Raw genomic sequence first — 17,197 nt, 5'->3', positions numbered from 1 at the left:
ATAACCCGATACAACCGGAAAGAGATCCCATGGACAACGTCACCCAAACAACGGCGTCGAGATGCCGATCCTCGGCTTCGGCGTCTTCCAGATTCCCGACGACGAAACCCAAGCCGCCGTCGAAGCCGCCCTCGCCGCCGGTTACCGCCACCTGGACACCGCCGCCTCCTACGGCAACGAGGCCGCCGTCGGCGCGGCATCAAGAACAGCGGCATCGCCCGTGAGGAACTGTTCATCACTACCAAGCTCTGGATCCAGCACGCCCCGACAGGCAGTGTTCAAGACGACACCAAGCGCGCCTTCGACAACTCGCTCAGCCGGCTCGGAGTGGACTACCTCGACCTGTACCTGATCCACCAGCCGCTCGGGGACTACTACAGCGAGTGGCGCGCCATGCAGGAAATCCACAAGGACGGCCTCGCCCGCGCGATAGGGGTTTCGAACTTCCACCTGGACCGGCTGGTCGACCTCATCGACCACAGCGAGATCGTCCCGGCCGTCAACCAGCTCGAAACCCACCCTTTCCACCAGCGCGCCGTCGACCAGGCGCTGATGCGCGAACGCGGCGTCCAAATCGAATCCTGGGGTCCCCGCCGAAGGCAAGAACGGACTCTTCACGAATCCGGTCCTCAGCACCATCGCCGAAGCGCACGGCAAGTCCGCCGCCCAGGTGGTGCTCCGCTGGCTCATCCAGCGCGAAGTCGTCGTCATCCCCAAGTCGGTGCGCCCGGAACGGATGGCCCAGAACCTCGACGTCTTCGGCTTCACCCTCACCGAGGAGCAGATGGGCCAGATCGCCACCCTCGGCACCGGCGCCAGCCTCTTCTTCGACCACCGCGACCCCGAGAAGGTCAGCTGGCTGGGCGGACGCAGGATCGACTGACATGCCCCCGCACGGGCCAGCCATCGACCGGCGCACCGTGCTGCGCTCCGCCGTCGTGGGGCTGGCCGGTGCGGCGGCTGTCGCCGGAACCTCAAGCTGCACCCCAGGAGCGCCGAACAACACCATGACCTCCCACGAAAAGAAGCCACAGATAACCACTTCCGAGCCAGGCGGCAACGGCGGGCGCGTCTTGCTCTCCTGCTTCTCACGCGCCGGGGAGAATTATTACGACGGCGGGCGCATCCACCTCGACGTCGGCAACACTGAGGTGCTGGCCGGCATGATCAGCGCACTCATCACCTGCGACGCACACCGGATCGATCCCGCCGAGCCCTATTCCGACAACTACGATGCCACCGTGGCGCGCAATGTCCGGGAACAGAACGCGAACGCCCGCCCGGCCATCGCGACCCCGCTGCCGTCCATCGAGCAATACGACACGGTGCTGCTCGACAGCGGCATCTGGAACGTCCGGGCACCCATGATCATGACCACGTTCGCCGAGAGCCACGATTTCACCGGCAAGACCATCCACCCGATCACCACCCACGCCATGAGCGGTCTCGGAACCACGGAGAAGGACTACGCCAAATCGTGCCCCGGCGCGATCATCGGCGAAGGACTCGCCGTGCGCGGCGAGCATGTCCGCGACTCCGGACTGGACATCGAATCGTGGCTGCGGCGGACCCAGCTCCTCCAAGGGTGATCGGCGCCGCGGTGATCGGCGCCGGAGGTGACTCGCGCCGCGTCACGCGGCGCACATTTCTAGCACGCCGACTCATCCCAGGCCCCGGAATCTTGAGCTCGCGGCCGATTCGACGCCCCAAAAACCTGCTCCGTGTGACGCCGTGCCGGCCAGCAACACACACCGTCGTCGTGCCCCGCCCCCTTACAGCAAACTTGCAGCTTCTGCCCGGTTCCCGCATTATGTTCCGGTTCTATCCTGAGGGGGTGGAGCGGAATACGGGGTCTGGGAACGGCGACCGAACTGTCCCGCGGGACGAGCGCGAGGCCCACTTCAGGATGAGCCGTCGAAGGTTCCTCTCAGGGGCAGGGATGGCGGGCGCGGGCGTCGTTGCGGGGCTGGGTATTGCCAAGACCGGCTTGCTGCCCGGAGTCCCGGCCTCGGTCACCGCTTCCGCACCTACCCCGGCAGCGTCGCCGTCGCCGTCGTCGACTTCCACTGCTTCGTCGCCTGTGATCCGCAGCTTCGTGTCTACTGCCTTAACCGCTCCGCACGTTGCCAGTTGGTCTGCCGGGCCCACGGGTGCGGGCCTGCTGTTCGTCGGGCCGATGGGCCACGGCGCCAATGGCTGATCATGGACAATCGCGGGGAGCCGGTATGGATGGAACCGACAGGTTCTGGTGTGACCGACCTTCGCGTGCAGGTGTTCGTATCTGCGCCCGTCTGACAACCCCAAGGCTGATGGGTCCAGCGCGGGGAAAGCGTTTGATCGACGTCCGCAGTCATCGCCACCGCGTGAATCCCGACGCCGTTACCGCCTTCCAGCGCAGCTACGGCAGGATGTGTTCGTGCGCGGCTGCCTCCAGGGCGTCGGCCTCTGCCTTGGCCAAGCGCGTTTCGGCGTCGACGTCGATACGGCGGGTCATCAGCCAGTACAGCCCGGCGGACACGGGAAGTCCGATAAACAGGGAGATGTCGGCGCCGTCGATGGCGTGGGCGATGAACCCGACGAAAAGCTTCCCGGCGGAGAAGAAGGGAATCATCACCACAAAGCCGACGAGGTAGGAAATGATTCCGGGCCAGCCCCAGCGTCGGTAGATCCCGTCGGGCTTGAAGATCTCGGCGATGGCGTAGTGGCCCTTGCGGACAATGAAGTAGTCGGTGAGGTTAACGGCCGTCCACGGAATGAAGAAGTACAGCACCAGCAGCAGGAAGTCGTTGAAATTCGCCAGGAAGTCGCTTGAAGCAAGGTTCGCCAGGACCACGGAAATGAGCGCGGTGATGGCGATTGTGATGATCCGGAGCCTCAGGGTCGGCCGGATCTGCCGCACACTGTCGATGGACGATATCAAGGTGAGGGAACCGCCATACATGTTCAGGGCAGTCACGGACAGCAAGCCCAGGGCGGCGACGAACAAGGCGATGCCACCGAATCCGCCGAAGAGCTGGTCGGCGGTGGATTTGATGGAGCCGATGGTCTCGAAGTTCTCCCCGGCCGCAGCGCCAATGTACGCGCCCAGGAACATCACCCAAATACCGCCCAGGGCGCTACCCCAGAACGTCCACCGGAAGGTGCCCCGTCCGCTTGCCGGCGGGAGGTAGCGGGAGTAGTCCGAGACGTAGATGGCCCAGGAGATCTGGTAGCCGGCGGCGACCCCCAGTTGGCCCAGGAACGGCACCAAATGGAAGTTGGCCAGGTTGTATGCGTCGGCGGGTATGGTTAGCTTGACGGCCGCCACCGTGAGTAGCGCCAGCATGATGATGGTCAGGTAGGTCAGGTAACGCTCGAACGCGTGAATGAGGTCGTAGCCGAAAAGTGCGATGACAACGGCAACAATGGTGACCACCCAAAACCAGAGGGTTTGGGACCCGACGTTGACCGATTCCTGGATGGCTTCGCCGGCCAAGATCGTGTTGAAGATGTTGAATCCCGCGTACTGAAGATAGGCAAAGAGCCAAACTAGCAGGGCGCCGATATAGCCGAATTGCGGCCGGGACTGGATCATCTGGGGCAGGCCGAGCTGGGGACCCTGGGAGGAGTGCGCGGCCATGAACAGTGTGCCGACGAGGACGCCGATGGCGATCGCGAGAAGCGACCAGATCAGGTTGCCCCCCGTGGTGATGCTGATCAACCCCACGGCCAAGGTAGCTATCTGGGCGTTGCTGACGAACCATAGCGGTCCGATGTGGGAGACCTTGCCGTGCCGTTCATTCAGGGGAACGTAGTCGATCGAGCGGATCTCCAGCCCGCGGCCCGATCCCTTATCCGTCGTTGTGCTCATGGCATTTCTCCTTCGATGCGTGAGTGCATCTCGCACTTTGGTTTAGCACAGAGTTGGCAGCAGGTCGATATCAGAGGAGCCGGTGATGCCTCAGCGTGGGGAAATGCTCCCGGGCCTCCTGAACTGCATGTGGTGAGAGATCCAGCGTTGCGATGCTCGGCTCGGTGCCGAGGCTGTGCACCACGGTGCCCAGCGGATCGATGAGCATGCTGTAGCCGATGGACACAGGCGGAGTTTGGGAGACAGCCGCCACGTACATTCCGTTCTCAATGCCCCGGGCCTTTGCCAGGGTGGCCCATTGCTCGGACTTGCCAGTACCGGGAACCCAGGAGGAACAGACGAGGAGCGACTGGGCCCCAGCCTCGGCCAAGATGCGTGCAAGCTCAGGAAAGCGCAGGTCGTAGCAGGTCATCAACCCGAAGGTCATGCCGCCGCAGGAAAAAGTGGCAGGCACTGGTTCCGGGGCAGGTTTGATGTACTCCGACTCACGGAATCCCTGGCAGTCAAAAAGATGGATTTTCCGGTAGCTGGCTAGGCGGGAACCGTCCGGACCAATGGCCACCAGCGTGTTGAAGGCCCGGCGTCGTTCCTCGAAAGCGTCCTGTTCCTCTGACGCTTCGAGAAGGCCCGCGACGACGGTGATCCCGTAACGTGCCGCCGTCGCGTGGAGCTTGGCGGCCACCGGGCCGTCAAGGGGTTCGGCCATGTCCACGAAGCTCTGGTCCACCCGGCTTTTCTCGTACGTCGAGTACTCCGGGAACACGATGAGGTCAGACCCCTCCTGGGCGGCTCGGGCGCAGTAGTCCTCGATGAGGGCGAGGTTGCGGCCGACGTCCGTGCCGGAATCGATCTGGGCTAGGGTGATGCGCACTGCAGTCCAATCTCTCGTTGATCAGCCATCACACCAGGGCAGCTTCTTTTTCCTCCATCACCATCTCCGGTGGTGCCTTCCGGAACCCTTTGGTGATGATGCCGAGTACCACGACGCCGACGCAGAGCCAGATCAGCCCAAGCGTGATGGCATTCGAATCCAGCTGGGAGAGCAGGAACCCGTCGATGATGGCTCCCACCGCCGGCATGACCACATAGAACAATAGGTTGAGCCGGTGCCCTGAGCGTCGCTGGCGCACGTAGTAGGCAATGACGGAGATATTGACCAGGGTGAAGGCCGTAAACGCACCGAAGTTGATGAACGACGTGGACGTGGCGACGTCCAAGAACATGGCGACGAGTCCCACTGCGCCGGTAATGACCAGGTTGAATACGGGCGTGTGGAAGGACCTATTCAGCGCTCCGAAGATCTTCTTGGGCAGGACAGAATCCCGGCCCATGGCGTAGAGCAGGCGTGAGGCGCTGGCCTGTGCCGCGAGCCCGGAGGCAAACTGGGACACCACGAGTCCCGCCAGGAACACTGCGCCGAAGAATTGCCCACCGATCTTCAGGGCTATGTCCGACGCCGCCGACGCCGAATCGTCGAACACTCCGCCGGGGTGGATCAGCTGGGTCGTGTAGGACACGACGACGAAGATCGCGCCTCCGATGAGTGCCGCCAGCATGATTGCTTTCGGGACGGTCTTCTTAGGCTCGAGGGTTTCCTCGGTGAGCGTGGATACGGCGTCAAAGCCGAGAAACGAGTACGCAGCGATTGCCGCTCCCGCGGTGATCTTGTCGAAGCTCGAGGTGTCGTTGAAGAAGGGAGCGGTGCTGACCAGGGCGCTCGCTCCGGACGTGGAGAGCAAGTTTCCAACGGAGAGGGCAACGAAAAGGACGATCACCAGAAGCTGGAACGCCATCAGCAGATAGTTGGCCTTGTCCGCGGCCTTGACGCCAACCACGTTCAGTAGCGTGGTGATGGCGATGAACGCGACAATCCAGACCCCAATGGGGATGTCAGGGAACTGGGCGGTGAGGTAGGAGCCGCCGATCAGCCAGATGACCATCGGCAGGAACAGGTAGTCCAGCAGGACAGCCCAACCGGCCAGGAATCCGATCCGGGAATCGATGGAGCGCCGGATATAGGTATACGCGGAGCCGGCCACCGGATAGGCAACAGCCATGCGTCCATAGCTTTGTGCAGTGAAGAGCATGGCTACCATGGCCACCAGATAGGCCGACGGCGATGCGCCCCCGGTAGTTTCGGCGATCACTCCGAAGATTGCCAGCACGATGAGTGGGGTCAGGTAGGCGAGCCCGAACAGGACCAGCGAGGGCAGTTTCAGGGCGCGCGTGAGGCTCGGTTGTGTTGTCACCGATGGTTCCTTAGGAGTTGGAGGACCGTGGGGTCCAAGTGGCCGGGTCGATGCGGCCTTGGTAGATGGGCAGGTCGATGGCCGGCTCGCCGGGGCGGAATTGGGACCAGGGACGGTTGAGGTTTTCGGTTCCGTGAGTGCGGACATGCTCGACGGCGGAAAGGTCCAGTTCCGCGGCGAGCAGGGTCGGGGCGTCGTCGGTGGCCTCGGCTATGGTGTTTCCCTCGGGGTCCACAATCAGGCTCAGGCCTTTGCCGGTGGGGCCAGCGCAATTGACGCTGACCATGAAGACCTGGTTCACAATTGCGTTCGCCTTGGCGAGGACGAGTTCCTGCTTGCGGTCCGGCGTCGTGGTTTTCACGACGTTGAGGATGACTTCGGCGCCCATCCACGCCAGCTGGCGGCTTACCTCGGGGAACCAGGCGTCGTAGCAAATGTTCAGGCCCACCCTTCCGATCCCTTCCAGGTCAACTGTCGTGAATCGATCGCCGGGGTCGTAGGGCTCAAAGGGGCGCCAAGGGAAGACCTTGCGGTAGTAGCCCGCAAGCTCTCCGGCAGGGGAGAGGACCAACTGGGTGTTGAACAATTGCCCCTCGGGGCCGCGCTCGCAGACGCTGCCCGGAACCAGCCAGATACCCAAATCCGCCGCGAGCTGTCGCAACTCGTTGACCCGCGGACCGTCCAGCGGTTCGGCAGAGTCCTGCAACACTTCAGTGCGCTGCTGATCCGGGTAGGTGTCCCCGAAGAGGTGCAGCTCCGGGAAGACCACAAGTTTGCTTTGCGGTTGGATCGCGACGGCGGCGGCGACCTCGTCTGCGAACGCCTGGATCGGCTCGCCGATCAGTCGGGGCGGCGCTTGAGCGGCGATGAGGGGAAGGATGCGTTGCACTGTTTTCTCCACGTTGTCGTTGTGACTCGCCTCATATTAGATCATAATGATCAAATAAATGAAAGGTGGATTTTGCCCCGTAAAGTAGCGGATATGACCCGTCAGCTTGAGGACACTACCGGCGACTCACCCATCGATGCCGCCCCTTTGCTCGGTATCGACCGGAGGAGCGCGATCGACGCCGTGCGGCTGCGGATCGGCATGGCCATATCGCTGGGACTGCTCCAGCCGGGGGAGCGATTGCCTGACCAGCAGGACGTCGCGCTGGGTCTCTCGGTCAGTCCGATCACTGCCCGTAGGGCCTTGGCAAGCCTGGCCGATCAGGGCGTAGTGGTCCGCCGCCGCGGACGAGGTGGCGGAACGTTTGTCGCTGACGAGCCACCGCGGAACGTGCTCGAGGAGCTTGCTGCGTCGCCCGCCGAATCCCACGCGGTGAACAGGCTGGTGGACCGGCGGCTGCTGTTCGAATGCGCGGTGACGCACTTTGCCGTGGCCAATGCCTCTGCCGAGCAACTCGATGAGCTGGAGCGGCTCACCCAAGAGATGGCTGGATCGACCAACTGGTCCGAGTATCACCAGGCCGACGAGCGGTTTCACCAACTAGTCGCGGAGTCCTCGGGATTAGGCCCGGCAGTGGACGCTTACAACGAGACATTGGCGGAACTCTATGCCTACTTCATCCCGTACCCGATCGAGCTTCTGCACAAATCCAACCAAGACCACATTGCGCTCGTGAACGCGCTGCGCGCACGGGACGATCGCGGCGCCGTCGAGGTGTCACGGCGGCATGTGGACGTGCTGCACAAGACGATGTTCATGGGCCTGGCCAGCGGTACCGGCAACCAAATGGGGTAAATCACAACTCTCGCCCTATAGTCCGGTATATCGGACTAAATATGGCTGCCTTTCGGTGATAGCCGTCACTTCGCATGCTCTGATTGATTCTCAGTTGGGGACATCGGACTTCGGTTGTCAAAGTAAGGAACAGGCATGCAGGCCACAGGAAACACGGGAACAGGCGGGCCGCGCGTTGAGCGCCGCTCCATTGATTTTGTCCCGGGGAACGAGCGGCATGGTTCGCCGGTCCAGCAGTTCACGCTCTGGTTCGGGGCGAACATGCAGATCACCGCCATTGTCGACGGCGCGCTGGCGGTGGTCTTCGGCGCTGATGCCCTGTGGGCGATCATCGGTCTCTTGATCGGAAACCTTTTGGGGGGCGCGGTGATGGCGCTTCACGCGGCCCAGGGTCCGAAGCTCGGCTTGCCACAGATGATTTCCAGCCGGGCACAGTTCGGAATCTTCGGTGCGGTGATTCCCTTGGTGCTGGTGGTCGTGATGTACCTCGGCTTCGCTGCAACCGGTACCGTCCTTTCCGGACAGGCCATCAGCCTCATCCTCCATACAGGCACCCCGGCCGTGGGCATGATCGTCTTCGGGGTGCTGACCATCATCGTGGCGACCCTGGGTTACAAATACATCCACATGTTGGGCCGTATTGCGACTGTGGTGGGTGTCCTTGGCTTCACCTACCTGGGCATCAGGTTGTTGGTCACCCAGGACGTCGGCGCACTCCTGGGAGCTGGCGGTTTCGAGTTTCCTACGTTCCTGCTCGCCATTTCGCTTGGCGCTGGCTGGCAGCTGACGTACGGTCCGTACGTGGCCGATTACTCCCGGTACCTGCCCGCCAACACTCCTGCGCGCAAGACCTTCATGTCGGCATACCTCGGCACGGTGCTTGGTTCTCAGTGGTCCATGACCCTCGGCGCGCTCTTCGCTGCCCTCGCCTTGCCTAAGGGTGCGAGGTTCCTGGATGGCCAAGTCGCCTTCCTCGGGAATTTGAGCGGCGGCGGACTGATCGCCGTGGTCATCTACCTCGTCATCGTGACCGGAAAACTGACGGTCAACACGCTTAACGCCTATGGCGGCTACATGACCATGCTTACCTCGGTCACGGCCTTCACTCGAAAGTCGGCAGTGGCATCTTGGACTCGTTTTGCCTATGTGATCGGCTTCATTGGACTCTCGGTACTCATCGCAGTCCTGGCTTCGCCCGATTTCATTGCCAATTTCAAGAACTTCGTCCTGCTCTTGCTGATGGTTTTCATCCCGTGGAGCTCGATCAACCTCGTGGACTACTACCTGGTTTCGAAGGAAAAGGTGGACATTCCGGCACTCTACGACGTGAACGGCCGCTACGGGCGTTGGAACAAGACAGCGTTGTTCAGCTACGCGATCGGCATCGTTGTCCAGATCCCGTTCCTGGCGCAGACCCTCTACACCGGCCCGATGACCGAGTTGCTCGGCGGGGCCGATATCTCCTGGCTTGTAGGACTCGTTGTCACGGCGCTTGTCTTCTACCCGCTGGGGAAGAGGAACTCCAACGCTCCGGCTGAGATGGTCTACCCGACGGAACTCGGCTCGGAGGCAGTAGCTCCGCTAGCCGGGTCAGTGCCGAACAACGCAGCAGTTTAGGCTCTGCCCCGCCCCCAGACGCTCGCTCACCTTTGGGGTGTTTCCGGCGGACGCTCGCTCACCTTAGGTGAGCGAGCGTCGCGGCATTTGGCCTTATAAGTGAGTGAGCGTCCCTGCGCTTCGGAGGGAACGACGTCGGGATCAGGCTTGGGTGCCCAGCCTGCGGGAAATTTCCCTGGCACATCTGGTCACTTCCGGAATCCACTCCCGGGCGACGTCTTCAATGCGGACGGCCCTTTCCTCGGCCGTCTCGGCATCCTTACTCCGGTGCCTCATGCCCCCGCCGGGAAACGCGCGATTGGATACCGTCAACGTCACGCTGGCCACCGGATAGCGCTGCCGGTCAAGGACGGCGACGGCCACGGAGGAGAACCCCTCGGTGACCTCGTCCTGCTCCCACGCGTATCCGAGCGACCGTGCTCGCGCCAAGAGATCCTGCAACGCGGGCAAGGATTGCGGGCCTTTGCTGTGGCGTTCCGCGAAGGCTTCCGGTCCCGGGAAAAGCGCAGCCACCTGCGCGGGGTCCATCTGGGCCATCATCGCCCTGCCGCTGGCCGTCAGGTGGGCCGGAAGTCGGACCCCGGTGTCGGTGACCAGGGGGCTTTGCCGCGGTGCGCGCTCCTCGATCACGTAAACGACATCGCGCCCGTGCATCACGGCTAGATGGGCAGTCCGACGGGTCCGGGCGACGAGCCGGGACAACGGGAACCGGGCAATCCGCTGGATCGGGGCTTGCCGCGAATACCCCGTCCCTAGCTCATGAGCGGTCACCCCCAAGGCGTACTTGCGCTCCTCCGGGAGATGGACCAAAAACCCGTCATCGATCAGCGAGGCAATGAGCTGATACGTCGTGGACCGCGGCAAGCCAACATCGCGCGCGATGATGGACGCGCTGACCGGACCGGCCTGGCCCGCGACGTATCTGAGAACCGCCAACACCTGGGCTGCAGCCGGTGCCTTAGGCCGCACGGAATGACTGTTCATCGTCCAAGAATACGCCCCCAACTGTCCGGTATATCGGACGCTTTGGATGCCCGCTTTAGGACAGCCCCTCCAACCTGGTCCGCGCCGTTTCCGCCGCCCGTCGTTCCCGGCCGGCCAGCCGGGATGCCAGCTTGCGGTCCCGCTCGGCCAAGGTGACTGCCCATTCTGTGGAGGCAAGCTCCTGCTGCAACGCAGCCAGTTTGTCCTTGGCAGCTTTGACCTCGGCGGCGAGTTGCTCGCTTCGACGTACGGCCTCCGCCTTTTCGCGCTCGGCCTTGGCGAGTTCCATGTCGGCCTTGTCTGCATTGCGCTCAGCCTCCACGAGTGCGGTTTGTGCTTTCTCCCGTTCGCGCTGAGAGTCGGCGCGCTCGCGCTGCCGCCCGCCGTCGTCGGGCTCTTCTTTGGCGGCATCCCCGGCGGGACGGGCGCCCGCTACCGCGACAGAACCAGGCACCGCCACGGCGCCCGAGAGATCCACGGGTTCCAAGCCGTTCGTGGAGAGCGCGCGCACCAGTTGCCCACTGCGGAGCGCCGCGGCGGCGGCCGGATCCGTCATCGCGGCCCTCAACGTGGCTTCGATCTCCAGCGCGGCGCCGCCACTCACCTTGACGCCCAGGCCTTCCGCCACGGCGCGGGCCTGCTCGACGGCGGCTGCCAGCACGCGCGGGCGCTGCTGGCCGAGCGTTCGCAAGCGGTCGTGGTCCTGCTGCTCTTGGGCCCTCCCGAGCGATGCCCCAAGCTCCAGGACACCCGCGAATTCCTTGGTCCCGCGCCGGACGAGCATGTTGACCGCCCACGCTGCCGTCGAAGGCTTGGGCAACTGGGCTATCTGTTTCGCCAGTTCGGCGTTCCCGGCAGACTTGGCTTCCTTGGCCCGTGCGGTGCGGGCTGCCGTAAACGCCGAGGGAACCAAGGTGTAGAGTTCGACGGCGGTCGCGGCCAGGTCCATGGCGAATCCAGCGCCGTATTAGCCGGCGAAGAATTCAGCCAGCGCGTCAGCCATGACTCCGGGTTCCCAGCCGTGGTTGGCGGCGGGAATGGTCGCTTTGCGGGCGCTCGGGATGTTGGCAACGATGGAATCGGCGGCCTCCGGCATGATCGGCAGGGTTTGCTCGCCGACGATGGCGAGCGTGGGCTGGGTGACGCCGGACCACAGTTCGGCGCGCGGTGCGGACTGGGCCCACGCGAGGGATTCGGCGTCGGCCGAGAGGCTGGGTCCCAGTTCAAGCATGATGGGCCACCCCGGGCTGTTCTTGGCGCCTTCGAGCCACTCTGGCGGCATATCCTTCATGTAGTACTCGATGGTGGCGGCCTTGTCTCCGGATGCAACGCGTTCCCGGAATCCGGCGAGGAATTCGGTCCATTCCGTGCCGCCATCGGCCCTCAGTGGCACCTCCCAGAGCGCAAGCTTCGTGACGGGCAGGCCTGCTGCCGCTGCTGCCAGGGAAATCGCGCCGCCGGAAGAGCTCCCGAAGAGTGCGGCCGTGCCTCCTGCGATGTCGATGAGCGCGGCAAGATCGTCGATGTTGTCTTCCAAAGTGAATGATGGAGCGTCGGCGCTTTCCCCACGGCCGCGCCTGTCGTAGTTCAAGACCGTGAACCCCTTGGCTGCGAGGAGCTTCGCCATTTCCACGGTGGTGGGGTCGAATCCCCTGAATTGCATCGCACCGCCGACCAGGATCACGGCCGGTCCCTCGCCGTGCTGCTCATACCCGATGCGGGTACCGTCTTTCGAAATCGCAAATTCGGACATCCCAAATCCTTTTGACGTGGCGGGCATACGTTCCTCAACTCTGTGCCTAGGCATCTCACGGGTCAAGGCCCCTCGTAGGACCAAGGGAACCTCCGGATTCGGGGGAGTTCTTAAGAGCTTCTTAAATGCCTCGCGGGAGAGTGGAAGCAGGCCGCACAACGGCCGCCACCTCACGTCGGAGAAACTCATGCCACCACACACCAAGCAGAACGCTCCCACGGAAGCCAGTTCCGCCGTCGTCCGCCACGGTGTGCCGTTGCTTCCGCAGCCCAGGTACTGGCTGCTGTGGGCGGTTGCCCTCGCTGCGGCAGTCCTTGCTATCGGCTTCAGCGTGCAATTGGTAGCGGGCCTGACCACCAACGAGTTCGGCGTTGACCAGGAACTCAGCCGCCACCACGTGGGCGCCCTGACAACGTTGGCCATGGCCCTCAACTTTCTCTTCGCCCCTGTAGCAGGAGTCTGCATTGTCTTGGTGATCGCCTTGTACCTTTTCCTGGTTCGCAAGTCCTTTGTGCGTGCGGTCATGTTTGTGCTCTTCGCCTGTTCGGGGTGGGTTGCCAGCGAGGTATTCAAACTCATCGTTGCCCGCCACCGGCCCAATCCTGCGCTTCTTTTCGATCCCCTGGCCCCGGAAACGGGTTCCAATAGCTTCCCCAGCGGCCACACGGCCTTCGCCGTAGCACTCGCCTTTGCCTTGTACTTCTTGGTTCGGGGCACCCGATGGGGCGTCATCACCGCGTGGGCCGGGGCAGCCCTGGCCATCGTGGTTGCCTGGTCCCGGATCTACATAGGAGTCCATTACCCCAGCGACGTGGTGGCGTCGTTCCTCGCCACCAGCGCCGCGGTCATCTTCCTGGCCGGGCTCTGGAACCGGCACGCGCCACGGGTCTTGGGGAGTTTCCCGCGCGGCGTCGCTTCAGAAGCAGCCCAGTCAGGACTGGCTTCTTCAGAAGCAACCGCCTCGGACGAAGCGGCTTCAGAAACAGCCGCAACACAAGCTCACGGATCCTGAGGAGGACCAATGCACGTACTTTCTGCCATGCCGGCATTCCTGGATCCCGCCACCATGCTCCAGGGGCTGGGCCCTGCGGCGTTGGGCGTCGTAGCCCTGATCGTGTTCATCGAATCCGGTCTCCTGTTCCCCTTCTTGCCTGGTGACTCCTTGCTGTTCACTACCGGGCTGTTGCACCAGCAACTTCAGCTTGAACTGCCGGTGTTGATTGCGGTTGTGTCGGCTGCTGCCATCGCCGGAGACCAGATCGGGTACATGCTGGGGCGCAAGTTCGGAAGGCGCTGGTTCAAGGACGATGCCCGGGTCTTGAAGACCGCCCACTTGGACAAGGCCGAGGAATTCTTCAAACGCCGCGGCGGCCGAGCGATCGTCTTGGCCCGCTTCGTGCCCATTGTGCGGACATTTGCCCCGCTGAGCGCAGGCATCGCCCGGTACGACTACAAGTCCTTCACCCTCTGGAACGTCACCGGCGCCGTCATTTGGGGAACCTCCGTGACGCTTCTGGGTTCCTGGCTGGGGCACTATGAATTCGTCGCCAACAACATCGACGCCATTGCCGTCATCATGGTCTTGATCTCGGTGGTGCCCTGGGGAATCGAGTTGCTCAAAAAGCGGCGCAAGGTCACGGTGGGCGCCACGAGCGGACACACAGGGGAAGAATAGACAGCATGACAACAGCTGAGCGGCCGTCCCTCCTCCTGGTCGAAGACGACGCCGCCCTAGGGCCGCTCATCAGCGAACTCCTGGAGCCGGACTTTTCCGTCCGCTTGGCTGTCAATGGGCGCGACGGACTCCACCTCGGCTTGACCCAGAGCTGGGACGCGATGGTCATAGACCGGGGCCTGCCCGTCATGGACGGTCTTGCCTTGATCAAAGCTCTTCGGTCCAAGGGAATTGCCACTCCGATCCTCATCCTGACGGCGCTCGGTGCTACCGATGAGAAGGTCCGGGGCCTCGACGCCGGGGCGAACGATTACATGAGCAAACCGTTCGACGCCATGGAGCTGGCCGCCCGCTTGCGAGCCCTCACGAGGACGTACGCCCCGCCGCCCGCGACTCTGGGAATCGGAGACTGGGAGCTCGACGCCGGTGCCCGCTCCATGCGCTCCGTGTACGGTTCCGTGGTCACACTGACGGCGAAGGAAGCCGGGCTCCTCGAAACCTTGGCCAGCGAACCGGAACGGGTCTTCACCCGCGAAGACCTCATCAACGCCCTGTTCCACCCAACGGACCAGCCGGGCGTGATCGACACCTACGTCCACCACCTTCGCCGCAAGATCTCCAAGACCGTGATCCGGACTGTCCACGGCCTCGGATACCAGATTGGCAATCCCCATGACTGAGAACAATTCCCGTGACTGAGAACAATCCCCATGAGTGAGAACCTGGACCAGGCGACACTCCGCAGAGCTTCCCTGAAGATCGCCGCACGGATCAGTGCCGCATGCGCGGTTTTAGTGTTGTGCCTCCTGGCGGCGGCCGCGATCTACCTCTTCAACCAGGCACAGCATCCAACGCTGCCTGGACCAGGCGAAACCGATTCCGTCTACGCGTATCTGGATACAAAAGACCTCCTGAAGGCCATGATCGTTGCCGGCATTGCGGGGATCCTCCTCGCCGGGGCCATCGGGTGGCTCAGCGCGCGGAGTGCCATCAGGCCCCTGGGAGAAGCGCTCGCATTGCAGCGACGGTTCGTGCAGGACGCCAGCCATGAACTGCGCACACCCTTGGCCATCCTGGATGCGCGCGTCCAGCTTGCCCAACGTGATGCCGCTCCGGACTCGAAAACGGGGCAGGCACTCGCCCGCATCCGCAACGACACGGCGACCCTCACCGGCATCGTCAACGAATTGCTTGTAACGGCCACCGGCTCGCCTTCGGGCGTCTCTGCAGAGCCAATCGATCTCGCCCACGTAGCGGCCGCCGTCGTCGAAAGCTTGCAGCAGCTCGCGGGGGAGAAGGACGTCCGAGTCACCCTCACGGAAAAAGACCGACCCTTCGCGCTCGTAGACGGCAACGGGTTCCGCCGCGCCCTCCTCGCCCTGGCGGACAATGCGCTGGCACACACCCCTCCCGGCGGAAACATCGGGATCACGACGGCGGTGCTCGCCAACCGGGCTGTTGTCACCGTCTCGGACTCCGGGGCCGGGATCAAGGGTGTGGACCAGACAAGGATGTTTGACCGCTTCGTGAGAACACACAGCACGGAGGGCGCGCCGGGCCAACGCAGCTTCGGAATCGGCTTGGCGTTGGTCCGTGAAATCATCACCGGGGCCCGAGGCACTGTCGAGGTTGAGCGCAGCGATCCACGGGGAACGGTCATGAAGATCACCCTGCCGCTTGCCCCGAAAGACGCGACTCCTCGCTCGGCATAGCTTTCCTAGGCGGCCTGAAGCTTGGCGGGTTGGGCGTATTTGAGGGCCTTGGCGTGGTGTCTTAGCTTGCGTCGGTGGCGCCTGGAATGTGGTGCCGCGGTATCGGGCGGGTCTGTGCCTCGTGGATTGCTGCCGGGGAGGGGCGGGGCTGTTGATCGGTAGTGGTGTCCGGTGGGGGTGCGGATTTCGAGGACATGCCTGCCCCCGGGCCCTGTTTGTGCTGTCCAGCCGGTGAGTTCTTTGGTGTGGTTGCAGGCTTCACACAGGCCCGCGCCGTTGGTCAGGCTGGTGGTGCCGCCGCTGTGCCAGGGGACGATGTGGTCGAAATGCCTGATCGGCGCGTCGCAATAGGGGGTGCGGCAGGTATCGTCGCGGGCTTGGATGAAGCGCCGCAGCCCGGCGGGGAAGAGCCGTGCACGGGAGTCGGCGGCAACAAGTTCGCCGGTTCCGGGGGCGGTGTAGAGGCGCCGGAGCCAGAGCTTGAGTTCTTGACCGCTCTCCGGCTCGCCTGCCGTGAGCATTGTCCTGGCCCAGGCTGCGGGGACGATGCCGTAGCCCGGGAGCCGGGCCGGTTCGCTGTCGCCCTGGAGCAGGGTGCGGTCGGTCATGACGAGTTGGACTTCCCCCCCGCTGATCCCCGCAGGGGTGCCGGTGGTGCGTTCGACGAGGGTGTCGGCCATGATCTGGGCCCGGGACCTGGGCTCCCCGCCGGAGCGGAGGGTGTCGGCGTGCCGGGACAGGGCCGCGTGCACGGCCACGCCCTGGGCGACGGGGAGCAGGGCGGTGAGGTAGGTCATGGTGTCCGGGGCCGGGCGGAGGCTGACGTGCCGTTCGGTGGCGGCGTGGCTGGCGCGCTGGGTGACGGAGCGGGGGTCCCGCCGGTAGGCCGCGGTCCGGGCCGCGGCGATAATCGCCTTGTCTCCGGCGCCGTCGAAGACTCCCGTGTCGGCGGCGAGTTCCTCGTCCACGGCGCAGCGGTCTTCGGCGGACAGGCAGGCTGTTTCCTTCACCAGCAGGGTGGCGCGCCATTCGTTCAGCCGCCCGGTGTCGAGGGCGGTGAGGGTGTGCGGCATTTCCGTCACGAGTGCCTTCGCGAGCCCGCAGAGCCGGGACCCGCGAGCGGGGGATTCCCGCCGGGCCAAGGCAATCTGCGCTCCGACGCCGCGTCCCTGTTCGTCGGCCGGAACGCCCAGGTCGGCCTCGGAGCTGCGCTGGGCGGCATCGAACGCGACAGCGATCCGGGCCTGCAAACCCGCGACCGCCGACTTCAAATCCTCCAGGCCGCGCAACAGGTCGATCAATTCGGCGGGGTCTGGCAACTCTGCGCTGGTGGCCGATGCCGTGGCGCGGGGGGCGCCTGGCCGAAGGGAGTTCACGGCATCGAACAGATCCTGCACCCGGGCACCTGTAGACTGCGCGGCCGCCACCTGAGCATCAGTGATCAAGTCGCACACGGCGGCCGCACTCGGAACGGCATGGCGAGATGGCTTTGCCGCTCCGAGCAGTCGATCTCCCTGAATGCCGTCCATAACTAAAGCATTCCAGAGGGGTGCGACAGTAATAGGCGGACAACCAGTCCGGCCGAAAATCGAAGATCAGCAGCCCTCCCCAAG

16 protein-coding genes and 1 pseudogene are annotated in these 17,197 nt (G+C 63.8%); 8 read left to right on the top strand and 9 right to left on the bottom strand.

Annotated features, from left to right (window positions below; genetic code table 11):
* Window positions 1–29 precede the first annotated feature (29 nt).
* Both HNP00_RS23770 and HNP00_RS08745 read left to right on the top strand, forming a co-directional pair.
* Window positions 30–883 (top strand): annotated as a pseudogene (locus HNP00_RS23770) (aldo/keto reductase).
* 1 nt (window position 884) lies between these two features.
* The gene (locus HNP00_RS08745) at window positions 885–1,589 is read left to right on the top strand and encodes a flavodoxin (protein ID WP_184737992.1); all 705 of its coding nucleotides are present in this window, start codon (window positions 885–887) and stop codon (window positions 1,587–1,589) included.
* Window positions 1,590–1,821: 232 nt separating this feature from the next.
* On the opposite strand, the gene HNP00_RS08740 is transcribed toward HNP00_RS08745, so the two are convergent.
* From HNP00_RS08740 to HNP00_RS08720, 5 genes are all read right to left on the bottom strand, one after another.
* Complete coding sequence (locus tag HNP00_RS08740; RefSeq protein WP_184737990.1) at window positions 1,822–2,193, bottom strand: hypothetical protein; 372 nt, start codon at window positions 2,191–2,193, stop codon at window positions 1,822–1,824.
* Window positions 2,194–2,398: 205 nt separating this feature from the next.
* A complete protein-coding gene (locus HNP00_RS08735) occupies window positions 2,399–3,850 on the bottom strand; it encodes a cytosine permease (protein ID WP_184737988.1) in 1,452 nt (483 codons plus the stop codon).
* Window positions 3,851–3,920: 70 nt separating this feature from the next.
* Complete coding sequence (locus HNP00_RS08730) at window positions 3,921–4,721, bottom strand: carbon-nitrogen hydrolase family protein (RefSeq protein WP_184737986.1); 801 nt, start codon at window positions 4,719–4,721, stop codon at window positions 3,921–3,923.
* A gap of 28 nt (window positions 4,722–4,749) precedes the next feature.
* Complete coding sequence (locus HNP00_RS08725) at window positions 4,750–6,099, bottom strand: APC family permease (protein ID WP_311770531.1); 1,350 nt, start codon at window positions 6,097–6,099, stop codon at window positions 4,750–4,752.
* A gap of 10 nt (window positions 6,100–6,109) precedes the next feature.
* Window positions 6,110–6,988 (bottom strand): carbon-nitrogen hydrolase family protein, encoded by an 879-nt coding sequence (locus HNP00_RS08720; RefSeq protein WP_311770530.1) that lies wholly within the window; start codon window positions 6,986–6,988, stop codon window positions 6,110–6,112.
* A gap of 93 nt (window positions 6,989–7,081) precedes the next feature.
* Here HNP00_RS08720 and HNP00_RS08715 point away from each other — a divergent pair, with 93 nt between their 5' ends.
* Complete coding sequence (locus tag HNP00_RS08715) at window positions 7,082–7,843, top strand: FadR/GntR family transcriptional regulator (RefSeq protein WP_184737982.1); 762 nt, start codon at window positions 7,082–7,084, stop codon at window positions 7,841–7,843.
* Window positions 7,844–7,978: 135 nt separating this feature from the next.
* A complete protein-coding gene (locus HNP00_RS08710; protein ID WP_184737980.1) occupies window positions 7,979–9,460 on the top strand; it encodes a cytosine permease in 1,482 nt (493 codons plus the stop codon).
* 141 nt (window positions 9,461–9,601) lie between these two features.
* Here the strand turns inward: HNP00_RS08710 and HNP00_RS08705 are convergent, their stop codons facing one another.
* Genes HNP00_RS08705 through HNP00_RS08695 form a run of 3 tightly spaced genes read right to left on the bottom strand, consistent with a single transcriptional unit; the run spans window position 9,602 to window position 12,197 of the window.
* Complete coding sequence (locus tag HNP00_RS08705) at window positions 9,602–10,444, bottom strand: IclR family transcriptional regulator (RefSeq protein WP_184737978.1); 843 nt, start codon at window positions 10,442–10,444, stop codon at window positions 9,602–9,604.
* 55 nt (window positions 10,445–10,499) lie between these two features.
* On the bottom strand, window positions 10,500–11,393 hold the full coding sequence (locus tag HNP00_RS08700; RefSeq protein ID WP_184737976.1) for a hypothetical protein: 894 nt from the start codon (window positions 11,391–11,393) through the stop codon (window positions 10,500–10,502).
* Between the two features lie 18 nt (window positions 11,394–11,411).
* Window positions 11,412–12,197, bottom strand: a complete 786-nt coding sequence (locus HNP00_RS08695; RefSeq protein WP_184737974.1) for an alpha/beta fold hydrolase — start codon at window positions 12,195–12,197, stop codon at window positions 11,412–11,414.
* Between the two features lie 187 nt (window positions 12,198–12,384).
* On the opposite strand from HNP00_RS08695, the gene HNP00_RS08690 reads away from it, so the two are divergent.
* The 4 genes from HNP00_RS08690 to HNP00_RS08675 are packed head-to-tail and all read left to right on the top strand — an operon-like array spanning window position 12,385 to window position 15,584.
* The gene (locus HNP00_RS08690; RefSeq protein ID WP_184737971.1) at window positions 12,385–13,209 is read left to right on the top strand and encodes a phosphatase PAP2 family protein; all 825 of its coding nucleotides are present in this window, start codon (window positions 12,385–12,387) and stop codon (window positions 13,207–13,209) included.
* Between the two features lie 9 nt (window positions 13,210–13,218).
* The gene (locus HNP00_RS08685; protein WP_184737969.1) at window positions 13,219–13,872 is read left to right on the top strand and encodes a DedA family protein; all 654 of its coding nucleotides are present in this window, start codon (window positions 13,219–13,221) and stop codon (window positions 13,870–13,872) included.
* A 5-nt stretch (window positions 13,873–13,877) separates the two neighbouring features.
* Window positions 13,878–14,552 carry a response regulator transcription factor gene (locus HNP00_RS08680; protein ID WP_184737967.1) on the top strand — a complete coding sequence of 225 codons (675 nt, stop codon included), beginning with the start codon at window positions 13,878–13,880 and terminating at the stop codon, window positions 14,550–14,552.
* Between the two features lie 30 nt (window positions 14,553–14,582).
* Complete coding sequence (locus tag HNP00_RS08675) at window positions 14,583–15,584, top strand: sensor histidine kinase KdpD (protein ID WP_184737965.1); 1,002 nt, start codon at window positions 14,583–14,585, stop codon at window positions 15,582–15,584.
* 5 nt (window positions 15,585–15,589) lie between these two features.
* On the opposite strand, the gene HNP00_RS08670 is transcribed toward HNP00_RS08675, so the two are convergent.
* Window positions 15,590–17,113, bottom strand: a complete 1,524-nt coding sequence (locus HNP00_RS08670; RefSeq protein WP_184737963.1) for an HNH endonuclease signature motif containing protein — start codon at window positions 17,111–17,113, stop codon at window positions 15,590–15,592.
* Window positions 17,114–17,197: the final 84 nt, after the last annotated feature.

Origin of the sequence: Arthrobacter sp. AZCC_0090 (assembly GCF_014207375.1) — a bacterium.
In the GTDB taxonomy this organism is placed as follows: Bacteria; Actinomycetota; Actinomycetes; order Actinomycetales; family Micrococcaceae; genus Arthrobacter.
The sequence above is the reverse complement of the archived record's forward strand: the minus strand, read 5'-3'. Positions and strand labels throughout refer to the sequence as shown.